Consider the following 26,861-nt stretch of genomic DNA (forward strand, 5'->3'; position numbering starts at 1 on the left):
TTGTTGGGGAATTTGTCGAAATAACTTTTCATTTTATTAACATGGGTGTTACAAAAACAGCAAAAAACCCCCTTAATCGTCAGCTTCTAATCGAATTAATCTAAATGAAGAACCATCTTGTTTGTCACAATTGAAAAATTAGAAATGTGTTCCACCTCTTCACCTTTGCGAATCCCTAATAAATTAGCTATCATAGATGAGTAGTATAGGGAGGAACTGAGGTGAAACCAGTGCTTAGCCTTGTGTTTAAGACAGGAAAAAAGAAACCGACATTAGAAGAGTCTGTAATCAGCATACAACAAGGAAATCAAAAGTTGCAAAACGAACTAATTGCTCAATATAAACCTTTTGTAGCTAAAACGGTTTCATCTGTATGCAAACGATACATAGATGATAAAGATGATGAATTTAGTATTGGCTTAATTGCATTTAATGAAGCGATTGAAAAATATTCTTCAGAAAAAGGAAATTCGCTGCTTTCTTTTGCAGAATTAATTATTAAACGTAAAGTCATTGACTATATCCGAAAAGAAGCGAGAAATGCTAAAAACGTAAAAATGGATTCGCAAGAAGGTGAAGAACATGAATCTTCTCAAAGTATGATAGAAGCAGAATTATCAATTGATGAATTTAATCGTCAGCTTGAACAAGAACAAAGAAGGGAGGAAATTTTACATTTTAAAGGAAGATTGAAAAGCTTTGGTTTATCGTTTTCTGATTTACTGGAGCACTCGCCAAAACACTTTGATGCGAGACAGAATGCAATTAAAGTCGCATATACGCTTGTTACCCACCAAGAATTGAAGGAGATGCTGTTTCAAAAGAAACAGCTACCTGTTAAACAGCTTGAGAAACTGGTTGATGTTAGTAGAAAAACTGTGGAAAGAAATCGCAAGTACATTATCGCGATGGTGATTATTATCACCGGTGATTACGTTTTCCTTAAAGATTATCTAAAAGGGGTGCTTCATTCGTGAGAAGAGGAATTGTAGTAGAAAAAAATAAAAAATGTGTTACATTGCTAACCCCTGACGGACAATTCTTAAAAGCAAAAAAAACGGAGGGAGAATTTGAAATCGGACAGGAAATTGCCTTTCCTGCAGAAACAAGAATGGAGCGAAGACGTGCAGGTTTTTTTGATTTACTCTCGCTTCGTTCGATAAAAGCCGGTGTTTTCTCAATTGCTGCGATTATGCTGTTTTCTTTTATGTTTATACCTGACTTTTTCAATAATAAAGCCTATGCATATATGACCATTGACATCAATCCAAGCTTTGAATTGGCACTCAATAAAGATTGTGAAGTTGTAGGTCTGGTGGCGCTAAACGAAGATGGAAAAGACTTAATAAACAGTATAGAAAATTGGGAAAAATCGGACTTCAAAGAAGTGATTAGCGAAATTGTGGAAGACAGCGATAAACAGGGATATGTTAAAGACTCAAAAGAAGTTTTAATCACAACTGTTTATGAAAATAATGAAGATGATTCTTATAAAACAATTGTAAAAAGTGAAATTGCCGATGTAACAGAAAAATATGAGAATCAGAATTTTAAGATGGAATTGGTAGAATCAGACATGGGAACAAGGGAAAAAGCCCAAAAAGAAGGGGTCTCAACGGGCCGCTATATCCGTTCTCATGAAAAAGAGACAAAAGATGAAAATGCTGTGGATGATCAAGACAAAAAAGCTGATCAACATCACAAAGATGAAGATAAAAAAGAAAGTAAAAAAGAGAAAGGGATCAAAGATGAGGATCAACCTGAACAACATTCGAATGATGAAGAATCCAAAATAGAAGATCAACCAGATGATGATGATAAAAAACCATTAAATCGAGATGAGACAGGTTCAGATCAGAAGAAAAAGAAAAATGAAGAAACGATTACCCCAAAACAAAATCCTCAAGACAAAAATAGTGACAAGGAAGATGAACAGTTAGAAGAGGGAAGTTCTGAGGATGAGAATGTCAATAAAGCTCCTTCACAAAAGGATAAAAAACCGTCTGACCAAGAAAATCCGCCGAGCAGCCCCGGCGAATGATTTAGGTTTTATTTATTTTTTTCATTTAACTGAGTTTGAGCCTGCTGTACAAGGCGTTTTGTCATTTCCCCGCCAACAGATCCATTTGAACGAGCGACCGAATCTGATCCAAGGTGTACACCAAATTCCTGAGCGATCTCGTATTTGAACTGATTTAATACTTTTTCAGCACCAGGAACAACTAGTTTATTAGTTCTGGTCATGTATTCCACTCCTTTACTTAAGGTTGCTTGTTTAGTTTAAAATAGATGAGCTTTTTTATGCTGGCAATTGTTGATATGATAATGAAAATCACTGGCTATTGTGAGGAAACTGCTGGTAAGTCCGTTGTTTTATAATAAAAAAAGGTGTATGCCTACAATTTGTAGTGCATCACCTTTTTTTAAAAAATCCTTTTTGAGTTTTTCAGTGCCTTCATTGGGAGCCGGTTTTTCACATGTGATATTTGTTAAATATTTGTTGGATCATTGTTTGTGCTGTTGTCTGAATATGGGAGACAACAACTGATAGTACGGTAACTGATGTGGTGTCTTTCACTATGCTCCATTCGTCATCTGAAAGATCATGATAGAATTCGCGAAGACGGTTCGTTTGTTCAATAACGATTGATTTCAGTGCCGATTCAATCCGGATATAATCTTTTATTTGATACACATACTCGAGGACTTTTGCATATCCTTCATAAAAACGAAGCGGGCTAACTACATCGTCTGAACGGTCGGTAATGGTATTAAAAACCATATTTAAAATAGGGCGGATCGTTTCAAAGTCATAAACTGATTTTAAATCCCGTACAATAAGAAGGATAACAGCTTGATCAATCGAGTATTTTTTGCCGAGGTCTGGATGACCCATTAAATCTTTAATATCCCGTTTAATCCAGTTTTGAATGGCTGTTGATTTTAAGCTTGTGAGCTCACATAAATTACCGAGTTCTACAATTTCATTAGTAGAAAGTCCGTGTTCTGTTTTCTGCTTTTTTCGTTCGTATCTCAAGATGAATTCGGGAATCTTTAGTTTATGTTCTGTTTCATGACTGGTTTGATTTCCTGAATTTAACAAGATTGTGAGCGGACTAATATCAAGCTGACCTTTTAAAGCATACATTAATTTTGCCATTTCCAGGCGAGTTAGTTGATAAGGTTCCATGTTCCACCTCGTATGTATTCATGCATTAATAAACATCATAAACATTATCTTACGTCTTATCGCTTGCATTTTCAAACAGATGTTATATAATTTTATTAAACAAGTTCATTTGAACTTATTATAACATGGAGGTTATGATGGGAAAAAGAATTCTTCTCTTTCTGTTGTCGAACATCTTAGTCATTACAACGATCGGTATTGTTTTATCGATTATCAGTTCCTTTACAGGAGTTGGAACGTATTTTACTGCTGATGGAATAAATTTACCAGCACTTCTTGTATTTAGTGCAGTTGTTGGCTTTGTCGGCTCCTTCATCTCACTTTTAATGTCGAGATGGATGGCCAAAATGGCGATGGGTGTGCAGGTGTTAAACCCTGAGAAAGAATCGCTTACCGATGAACAGCAACAATTGGTGGACCGTGTTCATCGCTTAGCACGTGCTGCAGGATTAACAAACATGCCTGAAGTCGGTATTTACAATTCCCGAGAAGTCAACGCGTTTGCAACAGGTCCATCCAAGAGACGCTCACTTGTTGCTGTCTCAACAGGGCTGCTTCAAGAAATGGATGACAATGCTGTTGAAGGTGTGCTTGCCCATGAAGTCGCTCACATCGCCAATGGTGATATGGTGACAATGACATTGCTTCAAGGAATTGTCAACACATTTGTTGTTTTCTTTGCAAGAATTGCTGCATGGGTAGCTACTCGCTTTGTTCGCGAAGAATTGGCACCGATCGTCCACTTTATTGCGGTGATCGTCTTCCAAATCATCTTCTCCATTCTCGGTAGTCTAGTTGTGTTTGCTTATTCACGCCACCGTGAGTTTCATGCAGACAGGGGCGGAGCAGACCTTGCTGGCAAAGACAAGATGATTCATGCACTTCGTTCGCTTGAGCATTATACAGCAAGAATTAAAGAAGAACAAGCTTCTGTTGCCACATTAAAAATTAACGGAAAAAAACAAACTTTACTTTTCTCAACTCACCCGGATTTAAATGAGAGAATTCGCCGTCTTGAAGCAAAATAAATCACAGACTCCTCTTGGATAGGGGAGTTTTTTTATGTTTATATAAAGTGCCTTTGAAAGAAAGTTTTTGTCATTTGCTGAAACATTCGAAAGTCTTGAAGCAAGTGAATTGAAAAATGAATTCAAACTCTGCAAAAGGAATTTATCTCATGATAGAATTGATTTTTTATTCGATGAGCGTATCTGTACATCTAGGAATGTTTCCTTTAAAATGGAACACGTTATGAATAACGACTACAAATAAAAGAGGAATATGATGAAAGTTTTAATGAAGAAAATGTTAAGAGTGCTTTCACCATTTCAATTGATTGCGCTTTATTATGTTTTAGCTGTTACAGTATCCGTTGTTTTATTAAGCCTTCCGGTTGCCCACCAAAAAGATGTAGAATGGTCTTTTATAGATGCATTGTTTACTGCGGTAAGTGCTGTAAGCGTAACCGGGTTGACAGTTGTTGATACGGCTAACACATTCAGTACGACTGGCATTTGGCTGTTGGCATTTATTTTGCAGTTTGGCGGGATCGGAATTATGACACTTGGGACTTTTGTCTGGCTTATTCTTGGGAAACGGATTGGTTTAAAGGAGCGGCGTCTCATTATGACTGATCAAAACCAGACCCATTTATCTGGTCTTGTGAAGCTGATGAAGCATGTACTTGCTCTGATTGTTTTGATTGAGTTAATTGGTGGATTGGTACTTGGATCCTATTTTTTGAAGTATTTTGATTCGGTCGAGGAGGCTTTTATCCAAGGCTTTTTCACCAGTATCAGTGCGACAACCAATGCAGGATTCGATATAACGGGAAGCTCAATGATTCCGTTTCAGGATGACTATTTTGTTCAGTTTATAGTGATTTTGCTGTTAATCTTTGGAGCGATTGGATTTCCGGTGCTCATCGAGGTTAAGGAATTTCTTTTTAGCAGAAAAAAGAATTATATCTTCAGTCTGTTTACAAAGCTTACATCGGTCACTTTTTTTCTATTAGTGGCTGGTGGAGCCATTGGAATTTATTTTTTAGAAGCTAACTTTTTATATGCGGGAAAACCTTGGCATGAAGTATTGTTTTATTCTCTGTTTCAGTCAACAACGACCCGAAACGGCGGTCTAGCTACAATTGATATCAGCCAATTTTCGGATGCAACCGCCTTGTTTATGTGTATCCTAATGTTTATTGGTGCCTCACCAAGCTCTGTTGGTGGAGGTATTCGGACGACTACTTTTGCGCTAAACTTATTGGCTTTGTTTCATTTTGCCAGAGGAAATAAGTCAGTGAAAATTTTCAAAAGAGAGCTCTACCAAGATGATTTGATGAAATCATTGATTGTAACGATGATGGCTAGTTTACTCGTATTTTGTTCAACACTAATCTTGACAATAACCGAAGACCATTCTTTATTACAACTATTGTTTGAAGTATGTTCGGCATTTGGAACGACTGGCTTATCAATGGGGATTACTTCAGATCTTAGTACAATAGGAAAAAGTGTGATTATCCTCTTGATGTTTATCGGAAGGATCGGCATTGTCACACTTCTTTATTTGATCGGAAGGAAAGAGATTGAGGCAAATTTTCATTATCCAAAAGAAAGAATCATTATTGGATAAGGATAAACTTTGTTGATTTCTTTTGTATGGTATAATACTTCATGGCGGACATGAAAAATAGGGGGAAAACAGATGAAAAATAAAATCCTCCATTTGTTTATGGTCATCGGTTTTCTGCTGCTGGCAGGAGCTTGTTCAAATGAACCAACAGCAAAACAAAGCATGGACCAATATGTAGACAAATGGAACAACCGAAACTTTGAAGAGATGTATGACCAGCTTTCAGCTGCCACAAAAAAATCAATCTCAAAGGATGATTTTATTAAACGCCATCAAACGATCTATGAACAGGCAGGAGTTTCTGATTTAAAGGTTTCCATTGTTGATCAGAATGATGAGGATGACAAAAAAGATGTGACAATGATTCCTTACAAAGTCAGTATGAAAACCTTAGCGGGACCTGTGTCCTTTAAGGGAAAAGCAAAGCTTGTAAAAGAAGAAAAGGATGGCAATACATCATGGAATGTTAATTGGAATCCCTCCTTTATTTTTTCTCAATTGAAAAAAGGAGAAACAGTTAAAGTTTCAGCTAAAGAACCTGTTCGTGGTACCATATATGATCGAAATGATAAAGCGCTCGCAACGAATACGGAAGTTCCCGAAATCGGTGTTGTTCCTGAGAAACTCGGAAGTAATAAAGAACAGGTTTTGAAAAATCTGTCAAAATTACTTGATATAGAGTTGGCGGATATCGAAAAACAATTGTCTGCCGGCTGGGTGAAAAACGATTCATTTGTACCGCTTAAAAAACTAAGGCCAGATCAGACGGACATTATTAAAAAAGCGACTTCTTTACCAGGTGTGTTAAAACAAGAAGTTGTTTCAAGATATTATCCTTACAAAGAAAAAGCTGCTCATTTAACGGGCTATATCAGACCGATAACAAAGGAAGAATTAAAACAAAATAAAGAAAATTATAGTGATCATTCATTACTTGGCATTGTCGGTCTTGAACATATTTATGAAAAGACATTACGAGGCGAAACAGGTTGGACAATTACAATACCTGAATCAAGAGCAACGATTGCATCAAAGGATGCCAAGGACGGGGCAGATATTAAAACTGTGATTGATGTTCGAAAACAAGAACAACTATACAACCAATTGAAAGATGATTCTGGTGCTGCTGTGGCTTTGGACCCGCAAACCGGAGAAACATTAGCGCTCGTTAGTGCTCCTTCTTATGATCCAAACGGGTTTTTATTTGGCTGGAAAAAAGGAGAATGGGAAAAATTAAACAAAGACGATGCAGCCCCATTTGCTGCAAAATTTAATAAAACGTATGCACCAGGTTCAACCATTAAACCGATTACAGCTTCCATTGGATTGAAAAATGATGTCATCAAACCTGACGAAGAGAAAAGCATCGTTGGTAAAGAGTGGCAAAAGGATGCATCTTGGGGTGGCTACAAAGTGACAAGGGTATCAGAGCGATTAAGTAAAGTGAATTTGGAAAATGCCTTGATTACATCTGATAATATTTACTTTGCACAAACTGCCATTGATACGGGTGCAGATCGTTTTACAGAAGGCTTAAAATCATTCGGTTTTGAAGAAAAGCTCAACTATGAGTTCCCGACAAGCACTTCCTCGATAGCAAATGATAAAATTGATTCAGATATTCTCTTGGCTGATTCAGGATATGGACAGGGGCAGATGTTAATGTCTCCACTTCATTTGGCAGCCACTTACACAGCCTTTTTAAATCAAGGAGATATGCTCAAGCCATACTTAATAAAAAAAGACGGTGATAAGAAAGAAATATGGCATGAAGGTGTTGTCACTGCTGAAGGTGCGGATACCATTACAAAAGGCTTGAAAGGTGTTGTTGAAGATCAGCGTGGATCTGCCTTTAGACCGGTAGAAAAGGGACTCACAATCGCAGGGAAAACAGGAACAGCAGAGCTAAAAAAGAAAAAGGGTGAAAAAGGAAAAGAAAATGGCTGGTTTACAGCTTACGATTATAAGAACAAAGATCTTTTGATTACAATGATCATTGAAGATGTCTCAGATCGTGGAGGCAGTTCATATGTTGTCAAAAAAGTAAAAAAGATCTTTAAATGAGGGCTATCCAAAAAGTTGGTTTTTTCTAACTTTTTGGAGGCCTTTTTTCTATAAAGTGGATGTGTGGAATCTTTTGTTTAGGCAAGCCTATAGATGAAAAATATGAACAGAAAGGAGAAAGGATATCATGAAACGAAAAGCTGCTCGAGATGAAGCTGCAGTTAACAATAAAACACCTGTTGAAAGCATGAGTGACCATCAATATATGACACAATTTGATGCTGAAAATGGCGATAGAGGTGCTAATCGTAACTCGAAAAATGGAAAACAGGGTGGAGCATGACAATGAAAAAGCATCAAAAAAGTAAAGAAAAACAAAACCATAAAAAACCGATGAATAAACAAGTGCTTGAAGAGGAGTTTTCAAGTGAACTTGGTGATGTCAATGCTTTTAAAATGCTAGATGTGATTGAACATAACAAAACAAAAAAGGCCAAGAAAAACAAACATTGCTGAAAACTTAGCTTTTTGGGGCTGTCCAGTAAGTCTCTTTTTGGACTTTCGGACGCCCTTTTCACGTTTAATAAACACTGATATATCAGCAGTTTGGCAAATTTATGCTCTTTTCGGACAGCTTTTTGATGTAATAATGGATCAATTGGTATTGTCTATCCTGAAGTAATTTAGTAAAACTAAGTACCATTTCCCTGGAAATATTGCAAAGTGAAACAAAAAAATATCCCATTGTTGTAAAAGTTTGAAACAAATGAAGGAAGAACTGATAGATTGTAGAATTATTGGAGGATAGGTTTTGAAGAAGGAGTGTAACAAATGACAGAGACTCTTGATTTAAAAAAATCCTTGAATCTGCAAAACCAGTTAAAAAGCCTGAAAGATGAGAATGATACCTTAAAAACGGAGTTGCATTATTACGAGTTGATGTTCAATGGAACGCTTGACGCTATTTTTATTTTAGACGAGCAAATGAATATCATGAGAGCAAACAATGCCGCTTGTAACATTCTGCAATGTGAAAAAACGGAGTTGTTGAACCGCTCCGCGATCGCGTTTTTGCATGCTGTTTCACCTGAGGAATTAACACGGAATATTCGGTGTTTTTTAGAACGTGGTTATCTAAAGAGAGAAGTAGCCATCAGGTTGGATAATGGATCAGTAAAATATGTGGAGTTTACGGCGAACAAAGGAGTAGGGGAAAATTGCATCTTTGTTGTTATGAGAGACATCTCATCAAATAAGATATTAGAACGTGAACGGACAATGAATGAGAAGCTCTTTAAAGATTTATTTCATAGGGCAGTCGAGGGGATTGTCATTTTTGATAAACAAGGCAGTTTTATTGATGCAAACAATTCTTTTTGCCAAAGCTTTGAGATTGCGACTGGTGAGCTCTCAAACCTGAAACTTGCCGATTTTGTATCCGCTGAAAATACCGATAAACTGAAGAATATGTTAAGAACTCTCTATAGAAAAGGAAAAGCCAAAGGTGAATTGCCAGTACGCCTGCGCTCCGGAACATATAGGCTGTTTGAATTGACAGTCACATCTAATATTTTAAACGGTTTTTATATGTCAATTATGAGGGATATTACTGAAAAGCGTCTCATGGAAAAAAAGCTGTTTAAAAGTGAAGAACGATTTAGAGAAGTGTTTGAAAATGCGATGGATGCAATTATTATCATGAACAAGGATTGGCAAATTGTAAAAGCCAATCAGTCGGCGTGCAAAATTTTTGAATTACCGATGAGAGAGCTATTAACAAAAAAGATCATTGACTTTGTTGACTTAACAGATAAACGTTATTTTTCTATTCGAAAGCGTTATGATGAAAAAGGGGAAATACGAGAAGAACTACAGTTTCGGATGGGAAATGGGCAATATAAAGAACTTGAGTTTACATCAAAGCGGATCATGTTCGGTAACCAGCATTTAACGATTTTAAGAAATGTCAGTGACCGCAAGCGAATGGAAAAAGAGCTGCGGGAAAGTGAACTTAAATTTAGAAAAGTATTCAATGGATCAATGGATGGAATTGTCCTTTTTAACAATCAGTATAAGATCATTGATGCCAACCCTTTAGCAGGAAAAATACTTCACATTCCGATTGAACAATTAAAATCGTTCAATCTTCTCGATATTTTATCTGAATATCAGATTGAAAATGCAGTTTCACAAGTTAAAACGATCTCTTTTGAGGAAATGGATAATGACATTCCATTTTTATTAAACAACCAAAAACAAATTTTAGAGTTTTCTTTTAAGCGAAACATTATTCAAAATATGAATATGGCGATGCTCAGGGATGTGACAGAACGAAAAGAACTTGAAGAGCGGTTGCGCAAGTCTGATACACTTCATGTTGTTGGAGAGCTGGCAGCGGGAATCGCCCATGAGATTCGCAACCCGATGACTGCTTTAAAAGGGTTTATTCAGCTGCTTGAAGGAAGTATTAAAGAAGAAGATCACTCACTTTATTTTAATGTGATTACATCGGAGTTGAAAAGAATAGAATCAATCATCACAGAATTTTTAATTCTAGCTAAGCCACAGGCTATTATGTATGAAGAAAAGAATATTATTAAAATTATGCAGGACACGATGGATCTTCTTCATGCACAAGCGAATTTGGACAATGTCCAGATGCACCTCGATTATTATGGCAAAATCCCACTGATTTATTGTGAACCGAATCAACTTAAACAGGTTTTTATTAATATTTTAAAAAATGCTATTGAGGTCATGCCTGATGGAGGAAATATCTATGTGAAAATTCAAAAGAAAGACACCAGCCATATTACAGTATCCTTGACTGATGAAGGGATTGGTATGGCAGAGGATAAATTAAAGCGTCTGGGAGAACCTTTTTATACAACAAAAGAACGCGGTACTGGACTTGGGTTGATGGTTAGCTATAAAATTATTGAAGAGCATAATGGAGAAATTGTAGTTGAGAGTATAGAGGGGAAAGGTACGACTTTTCACCTGACACTTCCTATTAGACAACACCATGAAGAGGAGGGTTAAAAGCATTGGGCTATTATAGTACAATCAATCTGCCTTTTGGACTAGCATATCTTGTTGAGCAAAATGGGCATTTGACACATTTCCTTTTTGAAAAAGAAAACTTGGGTAGTTTAATCAATTTAGATCTCGAAGAGCGGGATACCGAACTATTAAAAAATGCTAAACTGCAGCTTGAGGAGTATTTTAAAGGGAAACGAAAAGTGTTCACAATCCCGCTGTCACTAGAAGGGACAGCATTCCAAAAAAAAGTCTGGGGAGCACTGCTGTCCATTCCTTATGGAGAATCGAGGAGTTATTCTGATATTGCACATGCAATCGGGAAGCCTCGTGCGGTTCGTGCAATTGGCCAGGCGAATAAAAGAAATGCGCTTCCAATTATGGTTCCATGTCATCGTGTCATTGGGAAAAATCGGACACTGACTGGTTATGCTGGCAATGAGATCGATAAAAAAGCACTGCTGCTTGATATTGAAAAAATTTCTTATCAAGTAAATTGATTAAATATACAGTTCCATTTTTTTGTTTGCAACATATACTTTTATTAAGTTAAAAATGTTGGTGATGGTAAAAAAAGGAGGGCAAACGCATGAAACTGAGTCGCCCGCAAAAGATTGCTGGTTATGCTGAGTGGTTTTTCAAACTTCATGTTCTTACGGCAGAACAAAAAAAGGAAATTATTAAGTTGATAAACAACCGCTTTAAATAAAAAATCTTTTAATTTCATGCTTGTCTGTGATCAGTCCATTTTCTGTAATGATCCCTGATATAAGATGAGCTGGGATATGCCCTCCTTTCGGTGTGTTATGGACTGTTCGCTGACTATCAAAATGACTAGATGTAAAAGCAGGAGCAGCGATAAAAAGCGGGATATCAAATGTTTTAGCTAATACCGCTAACCGGTACGTACCAATCTGACAGGTGTCGTCATCATTTTTGATGATATAATCGGTTCCGGCAATTACAGCTGAAATATTTTTTTTCATTAACATGTAAGTTGCTGTATGATTTTTGATGTATGTAATTTCTGTCTCATGTTGTACTAGCTTCAGTTGATCATCATGCATTTCGCAAGTATAGATGTTAAAGTCAAGACATTTAGTATTTGAAAAAGTATTAGAGATCGTCATGATCATTTCACTGGGATGAAACAGTTGCAAAACATTTTGACCAATCTGCCGGTATATCTCTTCTTCCTTAATCTGGATTTGAATTGCCTTGTGAATAAGAATGGTTTTTGCCTCGTTCACCGATTTTGCACTTTTTGTCTTTTTGATTAGATCTTCCAACAATGATGAGAAACTCGCTGTCGATTTGATCAGTTTATCTTTTAGTGATGTCAGCTGTTTGTGGAAATTGGTAACATTTACCGAATTTATATCTTGGGCGTGAAAAGCAAGTCTGAACACAGCAATACCCATGGTTGGTTTGTTATGAATCGACTCGTATATATCTTCCGTCGCTGTTAAATATTCTGAAAATGGGTTTAAGATTTTAACTGCTGTTTCGTCCTGTTTTGAAAAATCCAACATGTCAATCACTCCTTCAGTACAGTATGAATCATGTCTTTTGTTGTATGGAAATCTTTAGCCTGTTCGATGAACTTTGCACCTATTTTTAAAGCACGCTCTTTTTGTTTGAAACTTCGGTTAGCCAGCCTCATTAATTCACATCCAGCAAAACCCACAGTGTCTGCAAATATTTCTTTTAGTGTTTTTTCTAGAAAATTGTTCGTTTTGTACACGTCTAAGCAGTCTTTTTCCCATGCTTCACTAAAAGAGGAACAGAAAGTTTCCCACATCGTTTCGATATGGTTGAATAAAACAATCTGTTGTTTTTCATTTTTGGATAATGCGGTGAATGTCAGACTAGCGATGAATTGCCCTAAATCAAAACCAAACGGTCCAAAACATGCAAATTTTGGGTCTGTTACTTTTGTTTCGGTTTCTCCAGCCCAAATACTGCCTAGATGGAGATTGCCGTGGATCAGAGTTTCTTCAGAATTGAAAAATCGGTTTTTCAGCTTGTCGATATGAACTTTTAATGTTTCGTTGTTGTTTATTTTCGGCATTTTATTAAAGAAATTCTCCTCCCAAAAGTTTGGGGATGTAAAGTGTTTGATAAGCCGTTTTTTTACCTGGGTGTCCAATGCATAGCTGGAGGAATAAAATAAGGTTTTTCCAAGAAATTCTCCAATATCTGTTGATAGATTTGGATAATCATTCCCATTCATTAATCCTTTTTTGACGATCTGCAAATGGGATAGATCATCTAAAACTGTTACTGCAAGATCTGTATCTGCATAAACCACCTTTGGTACAAGATGAGGAACATATATTGATTGATGAAGAAGTGCGCTATTTTCAATTTTCGCGTACTGATTTGCATCATGTATTGCTTGTTTGATGATTAGCCCTTTGTTTTGAACCTGATCATAAACCTGAAAGATGAGATTGTGATGATCGTTATCCATCTCCCGACAAATTAATTTGCTCCCATTTGAAAAAAAACCAAGCTTGAACATAAGTGCTACTGCTGAGCTTTCTGTTAAAAGATTTTGAACGACAGTCATTTTGCTCCCTCCTAAAAGTAAAAGCCTCTTTCCCAGTGAGAGAAAGAGGCTGATCGCAATCCGCCTCTCTTATCTCTCAGAAATAGATCTGATGGATTTAGCACCGTGCCCTTAAGGCGCAGCTGCGCCCCATTTCACAATGGAATTACGGTCGGTTGCTGTTGGGGTCATAAGGCCAGTCCTTCGCCCAACTCTCGATAAGAGAAAACAGTATGAAATTTTAATGTTTGAATGGTTGTTGAAAATATTAACAGTATTCGCGTTTCTTTGTCAACTGTTTTTTAATATAAATCTTCGCGGATATCTGCAAAAATAGGTATTTCTTTGTGGATTTTTTTTAAATCATGAAGGTCAATTTCCGCTCTGATGACGGCTTCTCCATCTTGAGCTTCAGCAAGAATGTTTCCTAATGGATCAATGATCATACTGTGACCGGCAAATTGGTTTGCTGGATCTTTTCCCGAACAATTGCACGCAGCAACAAAACATTGATTTTCAATGGCTCTGGCGATTAGGAGGCTTCGCCAATGATGAAGTCGTGGCGCTGGCCATTCAGCTGAAACAAACAGTATATCAATCCCTTTTCTAGAATGTTTTCTGATCCATTCAGGGAAACGGATGTCATAACAGATGACACCAGCTGCTTTCATTCCCGCTAGTTCAAAGCAGCCGTCAGTAGAGCCGGAGGAGAGATAAAGATGCTCATCCATCAGTTGAAAAAGATGAACTTTACTGTATTCTTTAACAAGATCTCCACGTTTGTTTGTGATGTACATCGTATTGTAGACATCATTTTGTTTCTTAACAGCAACCGATCCACCAACAATATTGATATTGTTCGCTTTTGCTGTGTTCTGAAGCCATATTTTCGTCTGCTTTCCCTCATCATCTCCAAGCTGCTGAAGGTTCTCCAAATCATAGCCTGTCGTCCATAATTCGGGGAGAATCAACATATCAGAATACCGACTCTCAGCTTCAATTAAACATTGTGCTTTTTTGAAATTTTCTGAAGGATTTCCGTATGATATGGCGAATTGTAGACAAGAAATCGTCCGTTTCAATCTGTTTCACCTCGTTTTCGTAATTTTCGTAATAATTCCTCAATATGGGCTTGATGAAAGGAAAGGTGAGGTTTTTCCTTTTGATAGTATGCAAGTCTGTCGGAAACTGAACCAGTGTGAAGTTCAAATTTATGTCCATCAGGATCTGAGAAATAAATCGAATCTTTATCACCTTTATGACGTTTTCTCCCTTTCAGCACCTTCACACCTAGTGCTTTTAGCTTCGCCTCCCAATCCGGCAAATCGATTTGTGCAATTGAAAAAGCAATGTGTGTGTAGGAATCATGAATCTGTGTTCGCTGAATGTTTTTTTCTTCGTTCAATGCCAGCCAGATTCCGTTTAAATCAAAATAAGCCGTTTTCTCGCTCTTTACAAGCCATTTCGCCGCAAACACCTTTTCATAGAATCTAACAGAGGTTTCCAGGTCAGAAACGGAAAATAGGAGATGATTAATTCCTTTTATTTTGCTACTTTCCATCTAGTATCCACTCCTTTTGTAAGCCGTTACAATCAAGTGATAAATCTATTATACTCGAGTAAACACTTTTTTTAAAAAAATGGGTTTACAAAATAGGTATAATCTGTAATAATGCTCAAGTACGCAAAATTTGGAGATTTGTCACTTTATGTGGTAAGGGGGGAAAAGCATGCACATAGACAGAGAAGCATTGCTAGTTTCCATCAATGAAAAGCGGCAAAAAATGGTGGAAGCTGCTGAAATTCATGGATATACAGGACATGAGACGATTAAACAAAGTCAGGAATTAGATCAATTAATCTATCAATATCAAAAAATGTCTGTGATCGACAATGGTTCGTCAGAACAGCCACTGCATCATTATGTAGACCGCAATGACTGTCTGATTGTTGAAAAATATACGGCATAATGAGATCCGTAATAAGCGGAGGATCTTGAGGCATTTTAATCCGCTTTTTCATTTGATATCGGCAACTTGATCGTTACGGTTGTCCCTTTATGCTGTTCACTTTCTATATGGATCGTTCCTTTATACATAGAGATAATTCGTTTACAAACGACGAGACCAAGTCCAGTTCCTTTTTCTTTAGATGTAATGAAAGGTTGGAAGATTTTGTCCAGCATTTCCTTAGGAATTCCTTCTCCGTTATCTTTCACAACAACTTCTGCCATTTGTTGGTCATGTTCGATTCTAATGGTCAGTTGCCCGCCGTTTTTCATAGATTCTAAAGAATTTTTAGCGAGATTCAAGACAACTTGCTTAATATGATCTTTATTGCAAAAAACGTATGCAGAATTTTTTGCTTGATTATGGACCTCAACCTCTACATTATATAAATGTGCTTCAGAATAAATAATGGGCATAATTTCATCGACCATGTCATTCATCATATTTAACTGCCATTCCTCTGCCGTCGGTTTTCCTAGCACAAGGAATTCACTGACAATTTGATTGATTCGCCTAATTTCCTGATCGATTACTGAGAAGTACATTTGATCTTCCTTTGAGGTATATTTTTTCTGAAGGAGCTGGATAAACCCACTGATCCCAGTGAGTGGATTTCTAATTTCATGAGCTGTGCTCGCTGCAAGGGTGCCAATCAATTCTAGCTTGTGTGTTTCATTTTGGGCGAGCTCCTGCTTTGTCCGCCTTTTCAGCAAAATATACTGTAGTAAGAGGAATAAAATGTTAAGTAAGATAAAAATGCTTAAAAATGAAAACAACAGGCCGCGAGCCATTTGTTTAGACTGAACGGGAGTTGGATAAACTTCAAGCTTCCAAGAAATTTGATCAAGATATGCATCAACAGTTTCACTGTTTTTTTCTGGAGGCGAGCTTCCTGCTGTAAAAACAATTTGATCTTTTTGATTAAGAACTTTAATAGAAAGTTCGGGACTTAACATATCGATAATGTTTTTTAAGTAATCGATGCGAATCGTTGCCATTAAAAAATTTGTCACACGGTCTTTCTCATCAAAAACAGGTGTAAAGATATTCAGCTCATTTCTGTCTGTTGACCCTTCTGTACTGTCGATAATAACAGATTTTTTTGAGTTTTTAGCTTCTTTCAAAACATCCTTGCTAAACAGTATCTTTTTTTCTTGACCAGGCTTTGTATTTAACATGACATCGCCTTTTGTATTCAGCAAATACAGCGCAGAAATACGGGGTTCTTTTTTATAAGTTTCTGTTAGAATTCGTCCAATCTGTGGTTTGCTAACAGGATGGTTAAGGGCTGTTGCCAAAGTACTCATTCGGGCTTCTGTTTCACCAATTAAATAATTGAGTTGGTTGCGATGAATATTCATCGTAACAGACGCTATCCGCCGATGTCTTTCAGCTATATGTTCTAGTCTTTCATTGTATATAAAAAAACTGATAATAAAAGCTGGAATCATGACAAAGCTCAAATAAAGTATAACTTTTTTTAACATTTCACTCTCTCCCAATCACACAGGAATAGAGGTATTATAACACTAGTACGAGCTGAATTATAGAAAGCATGATTAAAATATTTGACTAACATAAATATCCTTTTGTTAAAGGATATCAGTTGACATTTTTCATATAGTTTATTAATGTTTTTCTGTAGTTTGTTTCTTTTGGAGTTGAGAGATCATGAGTAATAGTGAACAGGAACAGTCATTAAAATTATTTATTGTGTTATCACGAGCGTACAGATCAATTAATGATCATATGAATAGATATATTCATCAATATGGCTTAAATCCAACCGAATTCGCGGTTTTAGAGCTGCTTCATCATAAAGGAGATCAACCCCTTCAGCAAATAGGTGACAAGATTCTACTAGCGAGTGGAAGCATTACATATGTGGTCGATAAATTGGAGAAAAAACAACTGCTGGTGAGAAGAGCATCTTCATCTGATCGCCGAGTCACTTATGCACAAATAACCGATCAAGGGGTCAAGCTCTTAGAACAGATATTCCCTGATCATGCTAAAAAGCTGCATCAAATGATTAGTGTATTAAATGCTGAAGAGAAAAAAGCTTGTATTGAACTGCTGAAAAATGTAGGTTTGAACGCGAAAAAACTTCATGATGACAAACAATAAGGAAGCTGCTTTTGGCAGCTTCCTTATTGTTTCGTATTCAAATTTTCTTGACCAATCGGGAGGATGAGAACTTCAACTCGTCTGTTCTTTTTTCGGCCTTCTTCAGTATTGTTTGAAGCGATCGGTTTATATTCCCCATAGCCTTTTGCGCTGAATGTCTTGGCATCTAGTTTTCGGTTTTCAATTAAAAGTCCCATGAAATTGACAGCCCGCATAACACTTAAGTGCCAGTTTGATTTAAATTCAGAATTTCTTATCGGTATATTATCTGTATGGCCGCTAATCACGATATTGCGCGCCGGTTTTAGGACGAGCAAATCGGAAACTTCTCTAGCTAGCGGAATATCTTGTTGACGGATGACCGCTTTTCCAGAGTCGAAAAAGATGTTGTCTTCAATGGATAGAAGGAGTCCTTCATCTGTTAGCTTTGTCGTTACTTTTGCTTCAAGTTTTTTTTCTTTAATAAACTGGTTCACCTGTTGTTGGATTTTTTCCAATGAATGTTTGTCTTCCTCTTTTATACCAGCTTTAGGTTCATCCGGTTTTGTCCCATCATCAGCAGTGTTTTCTTTCGGCGGTGTGAAGCTTGAATACTCCATCATTCCTGTTCCACCAGACAGCACAGTATTGAACGATTTAGACATCATTTCAAATTTTTTGGCGTCAATTGAGCTCATGGCAAACAGTACGATGAAAAGAGCGAGAAGAAGGGTAAGTAAATCCGCATAAGGGATGAGCCAAGATTCATCTACATGTTCTTCATGATCTTTATGCTTCTTTTTTTTAGCCATTTTGATTGTCTCCTTCAGAAACGGCGATATTTCCTCGTTCGCTGGTGGATACATACATTAAGAGTTTCTGTTCAATCACTTTCGGTGACTGTCCTTCCAAAATGGAGAGGATTCCTTCAATCATGACTTCCCTGACTCTCACTTCTGCCTTGGATTTACGTTTTAATTTGTTGGCAAAAGGATGCCACAATACATAACCTGTAAAAATCCCCAGTAGGGTGGCAACGAATGCGGCACTGATAGCATGTCCAAGGGCTTCTGTATCACTCATATTTCCAAGTGCGGCAATTAGTCCGACAACAGCTCCTAAAACACCTAGTGTTGGCGCATATGTCCCTGCTTGGGTGAAGATGCCTGCGCCAACTTGATGTCTTTCTTCCATTGCACTGACTTCTTCTGTCAAAACGTCGCGAATGAAATCGGCACTCTGACCATCGACAGCCATACTCATGCCATTTTTTAAAAACTCATCATCTATTTGACTAAGGTTAGCTTCTAAGGCAAGAAGACCGTCACGTCTAGCAATTTGTGCCCATTCGGAAAACATTGGGATAAGCTCTTCAACTTCGATCATCTTTCTTTCTTTAAACAATATACCGAAGAGCTTGGGAACCTTTTTGACATCCCGCATTGGAAAAGCAATGGTAACTGCTGCGGCTGTTCCGACTACGATGATCAGCCATGCTGCCGGATTGGCAAGAACTGCAGGACTGACCCCTTTCATGACCATTCCGACACCGACTCCAATGATCGCTAAAATGATTCCAATTAATGATGTTTTGTCCATTTTTTCACCAATTCCTTTTAACTAACTTTTCTATAGTTATTATCGGTTTATAGGATTGGAACTTTAGGATGTTTCAAAAATTGCTAAGAATAAGGACTTTTGGATTATGATTAATAAGGGACAAAAGTATTGTTCGATCAAAAAGACCGACTTCTTGAGGAAGAAGTCGGTTACTCTTACATATTTGGTTTAACAGTGATATTATTGTTCTCGACTGTGACAACAACTCCAGAGATCTCTTCGTTTTCAAGCAGGAGGTCAGCTATTGGATCTTCGACTGTTTCCTGTATCGTTCTTCTTAAAGGACGTGCTCCAAATTCGGGATGGCGACCAATTTCAGCGATTTTTTCTTTTGCCTGATCAGAAACCTCGATTGTCAGCTTTTGCTCATGTAACGTTTCTTCAAGCTCTTTCAACAGCAGTTCAGTGATTTTCATGAGATGCTCTTTCTCAAGTGGTTGAAATTTAACAATATGATCAAACCTGTTTAAAAATTCTGGCTTAAAGAAATCACTTAAAGAGTCAATCAAAGATTGTTCACTTAGCAACTGTTCTTCTCTGTTAAAACCGACAGTTGTCTGCTTTTCGGCAGTTCCAGCGTTACTTGTCATAATAATGACAGTGTCTTTAAAGCTGACTGTTCGACCCTGACTGTCAGTGAGGCGACCATCTTCCATAATCTGCAGGAACATGTGTTGAACATCAGGGTGTGCCTTTTCAATTTCATCAAGCAGGACAATACTGTAAGGGTTTCTGCGGACTTTTTCTGTTAATTGTCCTGCTTCATCATGTCCGACATATCCAGGAGGAGAACCAATTATTTTTGAGACGGCATGTTTTTCCATATATTCACTCATATCAAGACGAATCATGGAGTCTTTAGTGCCAAACAGTTCTTCTGCAAGTCTTTTAGAAAGCTCGGTTTTACCAACACCTGTTGGACCAACAAACAGGAATGAACCGACAGGTCTATTTTTTGATTTGAGTCCAGCACGGCTTCGTCTAATCGCTTTAGCAACTTTTTTAACTGCTTGTTCTTGTCCAATGACACGGCTTTTGAGGTTTGCTTCAAGCTCTCTCATTTTTTTCTGATCATCATGCTGAAGCTTGCTGACGGGAATCCCGGTTTTTTCTTCAATGATCGCTTGAATGCTTTTCAGACCGACTGTTACTTGTTTTGTTTCTGTGTTGTGATCAAGTTTATTATACAATTCAGCTTCTTCATCCCGAAGCTTTGCTGCAACTTCATAATTTTCTTCCTGCAATGCTTTTGCTTTTTCTGCCTCTATTTGTTGCAGTCGTTTTGAAGCGTCCTGATCACTGATGATATCGAGTGCTAAATTCGCTTTGGAACCCGCTTCATCAAGCAAATCGATCGCTTTGTCAGGGAGGTGGCGATCTTGAATATAACGGTTTGAAAGGACGGCACACGCTTGAATTGCTTCATCTGTATAAGAAATTCCATGGTAAGCTTCATATTTTTCTTTTAAACCGTTTAAAATAGCAACCGTTTGTTTAATTGTCGGCTCATGTACGAGAATCGGCTGGAATCGTCGTTCTAGCGCAGCATCCTTTTCAATTTGGCGATATTCTTTTAAAGTTGTTGCACCGATGACCTGCAACTCGCCTCTGGCAAGGGCAGGTTTTAAAATATTGCCTGCATCCATAGAACCTTCGGCAGAACCAGCACCCACTAGCAGATGGATTTCATCAATGAAAAGAATCGCATTTTTCCGTTCTTTCAATTCTTTTATCAGCTGTTTCATTCTTTCCTCGAATTGTCCTCTAATTCCTGTATTAGCAACAAGTGATGCGACATCAAGCAAGTAGAGTTCTTTGTTTTTTAGTTTGCTTGGAACAGCACCTTCAGCAATTTTTAACGCAAGACCTTCGGCGATGGCAGTTTTACCGACACCAGGCTCTCCGATTAATACCGGATTGTTTTTGTTCCTCCGGTTTAAAATTTCAATGACGCGTGCTACTTCATGACTTCGTCCAATAACAGGATCAATCAAGCCTGTTTTCGCAGCATTTGTTAAATTGTTCGCTAGTTGATCAAGCAGACCATTTTGCGACGGTGATTGTTGATTTGCTTGGGAAGGCTGACTGAAAAAAGAGCTTCCTCCAAAAAAGTGATCTCCGGAGATATTTGAAGGTTGTGCGATTTTTTTGTAGCAGTCTTCACATAAATCCATTTGTTTTTTTGTAAAGTTGATTTGAATGTTAAGGCGAATCGTCGCCTCATTTCTTTGACATTGTTGACAACGCATTTGCCTAACCCCCTTTAATGATTTTGACCTTTTTTGACCAAAGGTTTAAGAAAAAATGGTCGTTTGTTTGACCATCTCTGACTAATAGTATACATTGACTATCTTTGACTTTCAAGATCTTTGCTTCATTTTTTCTTTTGTTATCGATTGTAAGTTGTTCTTCTATTTTGAGAGCTTGGCTCATATGGTGTAAAGTGAGAAGTCGGGTACTTTATGGGGGATAAGGATGAGTCAATCGAAAGGATCCGCTTTACAACTTGCGTTTGTCTATGTAGGAACTGTGGTAGGAGCGGGATTTGCGACGGGAAGAGAAATTGTGGAATTTTTTTTAAAGTTTGGCTGGACAGGTCTGGCCGGCATTTTGATCAGCGGAATGATGTTTACATTTCTTGGTGCGAAAATTATGTTAATCTCAACGAGGATTAATGCGAAATCATATCAAGAATTAAATAAGTTTTTATTTGGGAAAACATTAGGGAAAATCATCAATGTTTTCTTGCTCCTAATTTTACTTGGGGTTACGTCTGTGATGTTATCTGGTGCGGGTGCCATTTTTAAAGAACAATTAGGGCTTTCTAATCAAATGGGAATGCTTGTGACAATTGTTTTAAGCTTATTCGTCATGATGTGTGGAGTGAAAGGAATATTTAGTGTAAATCTTATTGTCGTTCCCTTATTGTTGCTGTTTTCAACGATCGTCTTGTTTGATTCATTTATTTTCGATGATCCGTCTCTGCATTTTCCATTGGGACTTTCAGCTAATCCGGAATGGTTATTATCTGCTGTCTCGTACGGAGCTTTTAATTTGTCACTCGCCCAAGCTGTCCTTGTCCCACTTGCCTCTGAAATCAAATCGGAAGCCATTATTAAAAAAGGTGCGATTATTGGAGGGTGTTTGCTTACCCTTATATTAACGGCAAGTTTTTTGTCACTGTCAACTTTACCTGATGTTCTTTTATATGAGATCCCAATGGCGCAAGTCGTTTATATTGTTCAACAATCAGTTCATATCATTTATTTGTTGATCATTTTTGGGGAAGTTTTCACATCTGTCATCGGTAATTTGTACGGTCTGGAAAAACAGATTAAGGAATACATTCAAATGAAAAGTTTTTATATTTTTGTCCTGATTCTGGTTACCATTTACTTAACCGGGCAGATCGGCTACGGTAAATTGATATCAACGATTTACCCATTCTTTGGACAGTTGAGCCTTGTGTTTATTTTCTTTCTCATGATGAAAAAAATGCCGAAGTGTTAGGGAGACTTGGCGATCGTCTTGTTTTATGGTAAGATGGCGAAAGAAAAATTGAACAAAATCCGCTTAAAAAACTGCGGGAGAGGTTCTAGCAAAACCCTCTATAAAAAACTAAGGAAAGCTGTATCCTTGGGGTATGGTCTTTTTTCATGTTTTTTTGCTGGACACCTTTCCTTTAGGAAGGTGTTTTTTCATGATGATAGAGTCTATGGAGAAGCGGAGAAGGAGGAATTATGAAACAGGAAAAAGCGATCGTTGTATTTAGCGGCGGTCAAGATAGTACCACATGTCTATTATGGGCATTAAAACAATTTCATGAAGTAGAAGCGCTTACTTTTCAGTACAATCAGCGGCATATTCAGGAAATTGAAGCTGCAAAAAAGATTGCGGAAAAGCTTGGTGTCAAACATCACCTATTAGATATGGCACTTTTAAATCAACTGGCACCAAACGCTTTGACGAGAGATGATATTAAAATTGAAGAAAAAGAAGGTGAACTTCCGTCAACTTTTGTTCCTGGGCGCAATCTTGTTTTTTTAAGTTTTGCAGCAATTCTCGCTTATCAAATCGGAGCCCGGCATATTGTGACAGGTGTTTGTGAGACAGATTTCAGCGGTTATCCGGATTGTCGCGATGCTTTTATCAAATCGTGTAATGTTACTGTCAATCTAGCAATGGAGCATCCATTTGTCATTCATACACCGCTCATGTGGTTGAATAAAGCAGAAACATGGGAGCTTGCCGATGATTTAAATGCCCTTAATTTCGTCAAAAATGAGACACTTACTTGTTATAACGGAATCATGGCCGATGGTTGCGGTGAATGTCCAGCCTGTAAGTTGCGGGCTAACGGGTATTACGAATATATGAAAATGAAAGAGGTGAGAACTTAAAGTGCTTACACATAATGTTGTTGCGAAAATGATCTATGAAAAAGATGAGGGCTTTTTGGAAGAGCTTAATAAACCTTATTGTGTTCAAGTTTTTGTACGAGAAACACTCATCTATCGTGCAAAACAAGGTGATCATCATGGCTAAGCCGATTCCTGTACTAGAAATATTTGGTCCGACTGTTCAGGGAGAAGGGATGGTCATCGGCCAAAAAACGATGTTTGTTAGAACAGCTGGTTGTGATTATTCGTGCAGTTGGTGTGATTCAGCTTTCACATGGGACGGCTCAGCGAAACATGACATTCAATGGATGACTGCACAAGAAATATATGAGTCGCTGCGGAACATAGGGGGTGACGCTTTTTCTCATGTTACCTTGTCAGGGGGAAATCCAGCCCTGTTCAAACAATTAGATGAACTGATTTTCCTTTTGCGAAAAAATGGTATACAAACAGCGCTTGAAACACAAGGGACATTATATCAGGATTGGTTTACAAAAATCGATCATTTAACAATCTCACCGAAACCGCCAAGCTCAATTATGAAAACTGATTTCAAAAAACTTGATGAAATTGTGAGAATGCTTCAGGAAAATGACAGGCTGGCAGCAGCAAGCTTGAAGGTCGTCATTTTTACGCCTCTTGACCTTCAATATGCAAAAGGTGTTCATCAGCGTTATCCATATCTCCCATTTTATCTCCAAGTTGGGAATGATGATATTCATACAGAAGAAAGGGGGCACCTCATCGAAAAGCTATTGCGAAAATATGAAGAACTAGTTACTGCTGTGATGAGCGACCCTGAATTAAACCGTGTCCGCGTTCTTCCTCAGCTCCATACTTTGATCTGGGGAAATAAACGAGGCGTTTAACAAGAAAGGAAGATCAACATGTCAACAAGAAAAGACTCAGAATTAGAAGGGGTAACCCTCCTTGGAAACCAAGGAACGGACTATTTGTTTAACTATACTCCCGCAGTATTGGAAGCTTTTCCGAACAAGCATCAAAATAGAGACTATTTTGTTAAATTCAATTGCCCGGAATTCACATCCTTATGTCCAAAAACAGGTCAACCTGATTTTGCAACCATTTATATTAGTTATATCCCAGATCAAAAAATGGTAGAAAGTAAATCATTGAAACTTTATCTTTTTAGTTTCCGTAACCATGGAGATTTTCACGAAGACTGCATGAACATCATCATGAATGATTTAATTGAATTAATGGACCCGCGTTACATCGAAGTCTGGGGCAAATTCACACCAAGGGGCGGAATCTCAATTGATCCCTACACAAACTACGGTAAGCCAGGCACAACATATGAAAAAATGGCAGAATACCGCTTAATGAATCATGATTTGTATCCGGAGACGATTGATAATCGGTAGGGAGTTGCGTTTGGAGTTGTGTGATCGGAGTGTGACCCGTAGTGTGATGCCGGTGTGGTCACGAATCGACGGCCCTCTTGTGACCACGCGGTGACCAAAATAATACGAATGTGTGACCACGATCCCCGCCTTTTTCGGTGGGGGGTTTCTTTGTATTTGACGATCAAATCTCGCATAAGTCATTTATCTTGACCGGCTACTATAAATGCATTTATTTTGCGAAACTTAAAAACGTAACGTGTCCGATTACTATAACGCGGTAAACACTGGAAGACGCTCGGAGTAAGTACGTCATCCTAATCGAACTATATCGGACTATATAATAAGCCTCGGCCTTCCCACGCGCGACCCCTTGATCATTTTACGATTCTTGACGTTTGAATGCGTTATAACATCGATAAAGTGTGCGTACAATATTATAGAAGTAAAGCGGAATATTTACGATTTATTACGGTTCAATATGTTATGCGTGTAAAGTTCTAAATGTAATCAAAACTTATAATCAAAAATAGGGGATAAAAATGACCGTTTATGGATATGCGCGGGTATCAATGGCGGGGCAAGGTTAGAAGCGCAAGTAACAGCACTAGAGGCGGAAGGTTGCGACGAGTTATTGAGCGAACATTTTACGGGTACAATAACAGAACGACCAGTATTTACGGGACTACTCGCCAAGCTAAAAGAGGGCGACACATTAGTTATAACGAAACTGGATCGTATTGCTCGCAGTGCAACGCAAGGAAGCGAGTTAGTTCGAGAACTTATTGATCGAGGTGTACGTGTACATATTCTAAATATGGGCGTTATGGATAATCGTCCAGCATCGAAACTAATTCGGAATATATTCTTTGCGTTCGCTGAGTTTGAACGGGATATGATCGTAGAGCGCACGCAAGAAGGAAAGGACATCGCAAAGCAACGTGATGACTTTCGCGAAGGCAGACCGCGTAAGTTTAGCAAGCGACAGATCGACCATGCTCTCGACTTACTTGCTACGTACTCATATACCGAGGTAGAACGGATGACAGGCATTAGTAAAGCAACGTTAGTAAGACGTAACCGCGAACGGAAGGTGCAGCTATAAAGGCAGTGTCTTTTTTTTATGCCGGGGGGATGTCAAAAGCTGAGCCGGTTCGTCAGGCGGTTTTTAACTGCGCATTTTAAAAAAATCACTTTGGGAAGCTGTCCGGTAGATTCAAGAAGTACTTGCGCAGCACAAAGGAGTGAAGAATAACGGGGAATAACGGGATTGATGGGATTATGGAACGAAGACGAAGGCGAAGCTTGAGGCGTTATTGAAGTAATTAAAGGGGTGCTATGCCTGCTCGCTTTTTTATAAATCGAAAAAAACCTTGAAAGGCATGAGCCAATCAAGGTTTCTGTTGTAATAAGAATTCAGTTTATAAATCAATTTTTTCGACAAACAGTCCTAGGGCGCTTATTTCTGGAATGATTGGTTCTAGGGATTTTGAACTTTTAACCCCCATTAAATAATCGTATCCGATAAATATTTTTAGCTTTCTCGGAGAAAATATATCAACCCCAATATCTTCTCTTAGCTGTAACCTACATAAACTCTCAACTTCATCAAGACCCGCCTGACTTCCATTAAAATTTGTATAGAAGTCAAGTAAACTTTCGGAGTACAACTGGGAATAAGGTTTTATTAAATTTAAAAATTCGTCTTTTGAGAATGAATGACATAAATTTGCTACAGATAAACTAGTAAGTGAATGAAATTTAATTATTAGTTTCACTGCATCAATATATTTATCCTCAACCCTTATATACTCTTCATCCGTTAGTAATATTCCATCGAAAGATTTCCCAATATCACTGATTGCAGTCCACTCATTTTTTTGATAACATCCAGTTTCATCCCTGAACAAAGGGTCATACTTAGAAATTCTGTACTTGTGCAAT

27 protein-coding genes, 1 pseudogene and 2 riboswitches are annotated in these 26,861 nt (G+C 37.8%); of the genes and pseudogenes, 17 read left to right on the forward strand and 11 right to left on the reverse strand.

Annotated elements, in window-relative coordinates:
* Positions 1 to 221 precede the first annotated feature (221 nt).
* Together sigI and HOO54_RS08720 are read left to right on the forward strand one after the other, a co-directional pair.
* Positions 222 to 977, forward strand: a complete 756-nt coding sequence (sigI, locus tag HOO54_RS08715; protein WP_172294351.1) for an RNA polymerase sigma factor SigI — start codon at positions 222 to 224, stop codon at positions 975 to 977.
* On the forward strand, positions 974 to 2,041 hold the full coding sequence (locus HOO54_RS08720) for an anti-sigma factor domain-containing protein (RefSeq protein WP_172294353.1): 1,068 nt from the start codon (positions 974 to 976) through the stop codon (positions 2,039 to 2,041). Before sigI ends, HOO54_RS08720 begins: the two co-directional genes overlap by 4 nt.
* 8 nt (positions 2,042 to 2,049) lie before the next feature.
* Here HOO54_RS08720 and HOO54_RS08725 read toward each other — a convergent pair whose 3' ends face one another.
* On the reverse strand, positions 2,050 to 2,244 hold the full coding sequence (locus tag HOO54_RS08725) for an alpha/beta-type small acid-soluble spore protein (RefSeq protein WP_172294355.1): 195 nt from the start codon (positions 2,242 to 2,244) through the stop codon (positions 2,050 to 2,052).
* Positions 2,245 to 2,473: 229 nt separating this feature from the next.
* A complete protein-coding gene (locus HOO54_RS08730; protein WP_172294357.1) occupies positions 2,474 to 3,190 on the reverse strand; it encodes a DUF1836 domain-containing protein in 717 nt (238 codons plus the stop codon).
* A 137-nt stretch (positions 3,191 to 3,327) separates the two neighbouring features.
* Between HOO54_RS08730 and htpX the strand changes: the two genes are divergently transcribed.
* From htpX to HOO54_RS08765, 7 genes are all read left to right on the forward strand, one after another.
* On the forward strand, positions 3,328 to 4,218 hold the full coding sequence (gene htpX / locus HOO54_RS08735) for a protease HtpX (RefSeq protein WP_172294359.1): 891 nt from the start codon (positions 3,328 to 3,330) through the stop codon (positions 4,216 to 4,218).
* 256 nt (positions 4,219 to 4,474) lie between these two features.
* Positions 4,475 to 5,824 carry a TrkH family potassium uptake protein gene (locus HOO54_RS08740; RefSeq protein ID WP_172294361.1) on the forward strand — a complete coding sequence of 450 codons (1,350 nt, stop codon included), beginning with the start codon at positions 4,475 to 4,477 and terminating at the stop codon, positions 5,822 to 5,824.
* Between the two features lie 72 nt (positions 5,825 to 5,896).
* Positions 5,897 to 7,888, forward strand: a complete 1,992-nt coding sequence (locus tag HOO54_RS08745; RefSeq protein ID WP_172294363.1) for a penicillin-binding transpeptidase domain-containing protein — start codon at positions 5,897 to 5,899, stop codon at positions 7,886 to 7,888.
* A 127-nt stretch (positions 7,889 to 8,015) separates the two neighbouring features.
* Positions 8,016 to 8,171, forward strand: a complete 156-nt coding sequence (locus HOO54_RS08750) for a hypothetical protein (RefSeq protein ID WP_172294365.1) — start codon at positions 8,016 to 8,018, stop codon at positions 8,169 to 8,171.
* Positions 8,172 to 8,173: 2 nt separating this feature from the next.
* Positions 8,174 to 8,344 carry a hypothetical protein gene (locus tag HOO54_RS08755; protein ID WP_172294367.1) on the forward strand — a complete coding sequence of 57 codons (171 nt, stop codon included), beginning with the start codon at positions 8,174 to 8,176 and terminating at the stop codon, positions 8,342 to 8,344.
* A 315-nt stretch (positions 8,345 to 8,659) separates the two neighbouring features.
* Positions 8,660 to 10,870, forward strand: coding sequence for a PAS domain-containing sensor histidine kinase (locus HOO54_RS08760; protein WP_172294369.1), 2,211 nt, complete (start codon positions 8,660 to 8,662; stop codon positions 10,868 to 10,870).
* A 5-nt stretch (positions 10,871 to 10,875) separates the two neighbouring features.
* A complete protein-coding gene (locus HOO54_RS08765) occupies positions 10,876 to 11,367 on the forward strand; it encodes a methylated-DNA--[protein]-cysteine S-methyltransferase (protein WP_172294371.1) in 492 nt (163 codons plus the stop codon).
* A gap of 201 nt (positions 11,368 to 11,568) precedes the next feature.
* Here the strand turns inward: HOO54_RS08765 and HOO54_RS08770 are convergent, their stop codons facing one another.
* From HOO54_RS08770 to fosB, 4 genes are all read right to left on the reverse strand, one after another.
* Positions 11,569 to 12,399 (reverse strand): translation initiation factor eIF-2B alpha/beta/delta subunit family protein, encoded by an 831-nt coding sequence (locus HOO54_RS08770; RefSeq protein ID WP_172294373.1) that lies wholly within the window; start codon positions 12,397 to 12,399, stop codon positions 11,569 to 11,571.
* Positions 12,400 to 12,404: 5 nt separating this feature from the next.
* Entirely contained in the window at positions 12,405 to 13,439 is a 1,035-nt protein-coding gene (gene mtnK / locus HOO54_RS08775) for an S-methyl-5-thioribose kinase (protein WP_172294375.1), read from the reverse strand.
* Positions 13,440 to 13,505: 66 nt separating this feature from the next.
* Positions 13,506 to 13,643, reverse strand: a riboswitch (SAM riboswitch).
* Between the two features lie 77 nt (positions 13,644 to 13,720).
* On the reverse strand, positions 13,721 to 14,500 hold the full coding sequence (locus HOO54_RS08780) for a carbon-nitrogen family hydrolase (protein ID WP_172294377.1): 780 nt from the start codon (positions 14,498 to 14,500) through the stop codon (positions 13,721 to 13,723).
* Complete coding sequence (fosB, locus tag HOO54_RS08785) at positions 14,497 to 14,979, reverse strand: metallothiol transferase FosB (protein ID WP_172294379.1); 483 nt, start codon at positions 14,977 to 14,979, stop codon at positions 14,497 to 14,499. Before fosB ends, HOO54_RS08780 begins: the two co-directional genes overlap by 4 nt.
* 169 nt (positions 14,980 to 15,148) lie before the next feature.
* Between fosB and HOO54_RS08790 the strand changes: the two genes are divergently transcribed.
* A complete protein-coding gene (locus HOO54_RS08790; protein WP_172294381.1) occupies positions 15,149 to 15,388 on the forward strand; it encodes an aspartyl-phosphate phosphatase Spo0E family protein in 240 nt (79 codons plus the stop codon).
* Positions 15,389 to 15,423: 35 nt separating this feature from the next.
* On the opposite strand, the gene HOO54_RS08795 is transcribed toward HOO54_RS08790, so the two are convergent.
* Positions 15,424 to 16,914, reverse strand: a complete 1,491-nt coding sequence (locus HOO54_RS08795; protein ID WP_172294383.1) for a sporulation kinase KinD — start codon at positions 16,912 to 16,914, stop codon at positions 15,424 to 15,426.
* Between the two features lie 184 nt (positions 16,915 to 17,098).
* Here HOO54_RS08795 and HOO54_RS08800 point away from each other — a divergent pair, with 184 nt between their 5' ends.
* Positions 17,099 to 17,554, forward strand: a complete 456-nt coding sequence (locus tag HOO54_RS08800; RefSeq protein WP_172294385.1) for a MarR family winged helix-turn-helix transcriptional regulator — start codon at positions 17,099 to 17,101, stop codon at positions 17,552 to 17,554.
* 23 nt (positions 17,555 to 17,577) lie between these two features.
* Here the strand turns inward: HOO54_RS08800 and motB are convergent, their stop codons facing one another.
* The 3 genes from motB to HOO54_RS08815 all read right to left on the reverse strand — a co-directional run bounded on the left by motB (position 17,578) and on the right by HOO54_RS08815 (position 21,402).
* Entirely contained in the window at positions 17,578 to 18,345 is a 768-nt protein-coding gene (gene motB, locus HOO54_RS08805; protein ID WP_172294387.1) for a flagellar motor protein MotB, read from the reverse strand.
* Positions 18,338 to 19,132, reverse strand: coding sequence for a flagellar motor stator protein MotA (motA, locus tag HOO54_RS08810; RefSeq protein WP_172294389.1), 795 nt, complete (start codon positions 19,130 to 19,132; stop codon positions 18,338 to 18,340). Before motA ends, motB begins: the two co-directional genes overlap by 8 nt.
* 176 nt (positions 19,133 to 19,308) lie before the next feature.
* Complete coding sequence (locus HOO54_RS08815) at positions 19,309 to 21,402, reverse strand: ATP-dependent Clp protease ATP-binding subunit (RefSeq protein WP_172294391.1); 2,094 nt, start codon at positions 21,400 to 21,402, stop codon at positions 19,309 to 19,311.
* Between the two features lie 226 nt (positions 21,403 to 21,628).
* Between HOO54_RS08815 and HOO54_RS08820 the strand changes: the two genes are divergently transcribed.
* From HOO54_RS08820 to HOO54_RS08845, 6 genes and pseudogenes are all read left to right on the forward strand, one after another.
* Entirely contained in the window at positions 21,629 to 22,663 is a 1,035-nt protein-coding gene (locus HOO54_RS08820; RefSeq protein WP_172294393.1) for a YkvI family membrane protein, read from the forward strand.
* 73 nt (positions 22,664 to 22,736) lie between these two features.
* Positions 22,737 to 22,781, forward strand: a riboswitch (PreQ1 riboswitch).
* A gap of 112 nt (positions 22,782 to 22,893) precedes the next feature.
* Positions 22,894 to 23,553 carry a 7-cyano-7-deazaguanine synthase QueC gene (gene queC, locus HOO54_RS08825; RefSeq protein ID WP_172294395.1) on the forward strand — a complete coding sequence of 220 codons (660 nt, stop codon included), beginning with the start codon at positions 22,894 to 22,896 and terminating at the stop codon, positions 23,551 to 23,553.
* Between the two features lies 1 nt (position 23,554).
* Entirely contained in the window at positions 23,555 to 23,698 is a 144-nt protein-coding gene (locus HOO54_RS08830; RefSeq protein ID WP_172294397.1) for a hypothetical protein, read from the forward strand.
* Positions 23,691 to 24,422, forward strand: coding sequence for a 7-carboxy-7-deazaguanine synthase QueE (gene queE, locus HOO54_RS08835; protein WP_172294399.1), 732 nt, complete (start codon positions 23,691 to 23,693; stop codon positions 24,420 to 24,422). The genes HOO54_RS08830 and queE overlap by 8 nt, the downstream gene beginning before the upstream one ends.
* Before the next feature lie 18 nt (positions 24,423 to 24,440).
* Positions 24,441 to 24,938: a preQ(1) synthase gene (gene queF / locus HOO54_RS08840; RefSeq protein ID WP_172294401.1), complete on the forward strand. Its 498-nt coding sequence runs from the start codon at positions 24,441 to 24,443 to the stop codon at positions 24,936 to 24,938.
* Between the two features lie 521 nt (positions 24,939 to 25,459).
* Positions 25,460 to 26,022 (forward strand): annotated as a pseudogene (locus HOO54_RS08845) (recombinase family protein).
* Positions 26,023 to 26,338: 316 nt separating this feature from the next.
* Here the strand turns inward: HOO54_RS08845 and HOO54_RS08850 are convergent.
* Entirely contained in the window at positions 26,339 to 26,860 is a 522-nt protein-coding gene (locus HOO54_RS08850; RefSeq protein ID WP_172294403.1) for a hypothetical protein, read from the reverse strand.
* Position 26,861: the final 1 nt, after the last annotated feature.

It is taken from the genome of Bacillus sp. WMMC1349 (assembly GCF_013155385.1).
GTDB lineage: Bacteria > Bacillota > Bacilli > Bacillales > Bacillaceae > Bacillus.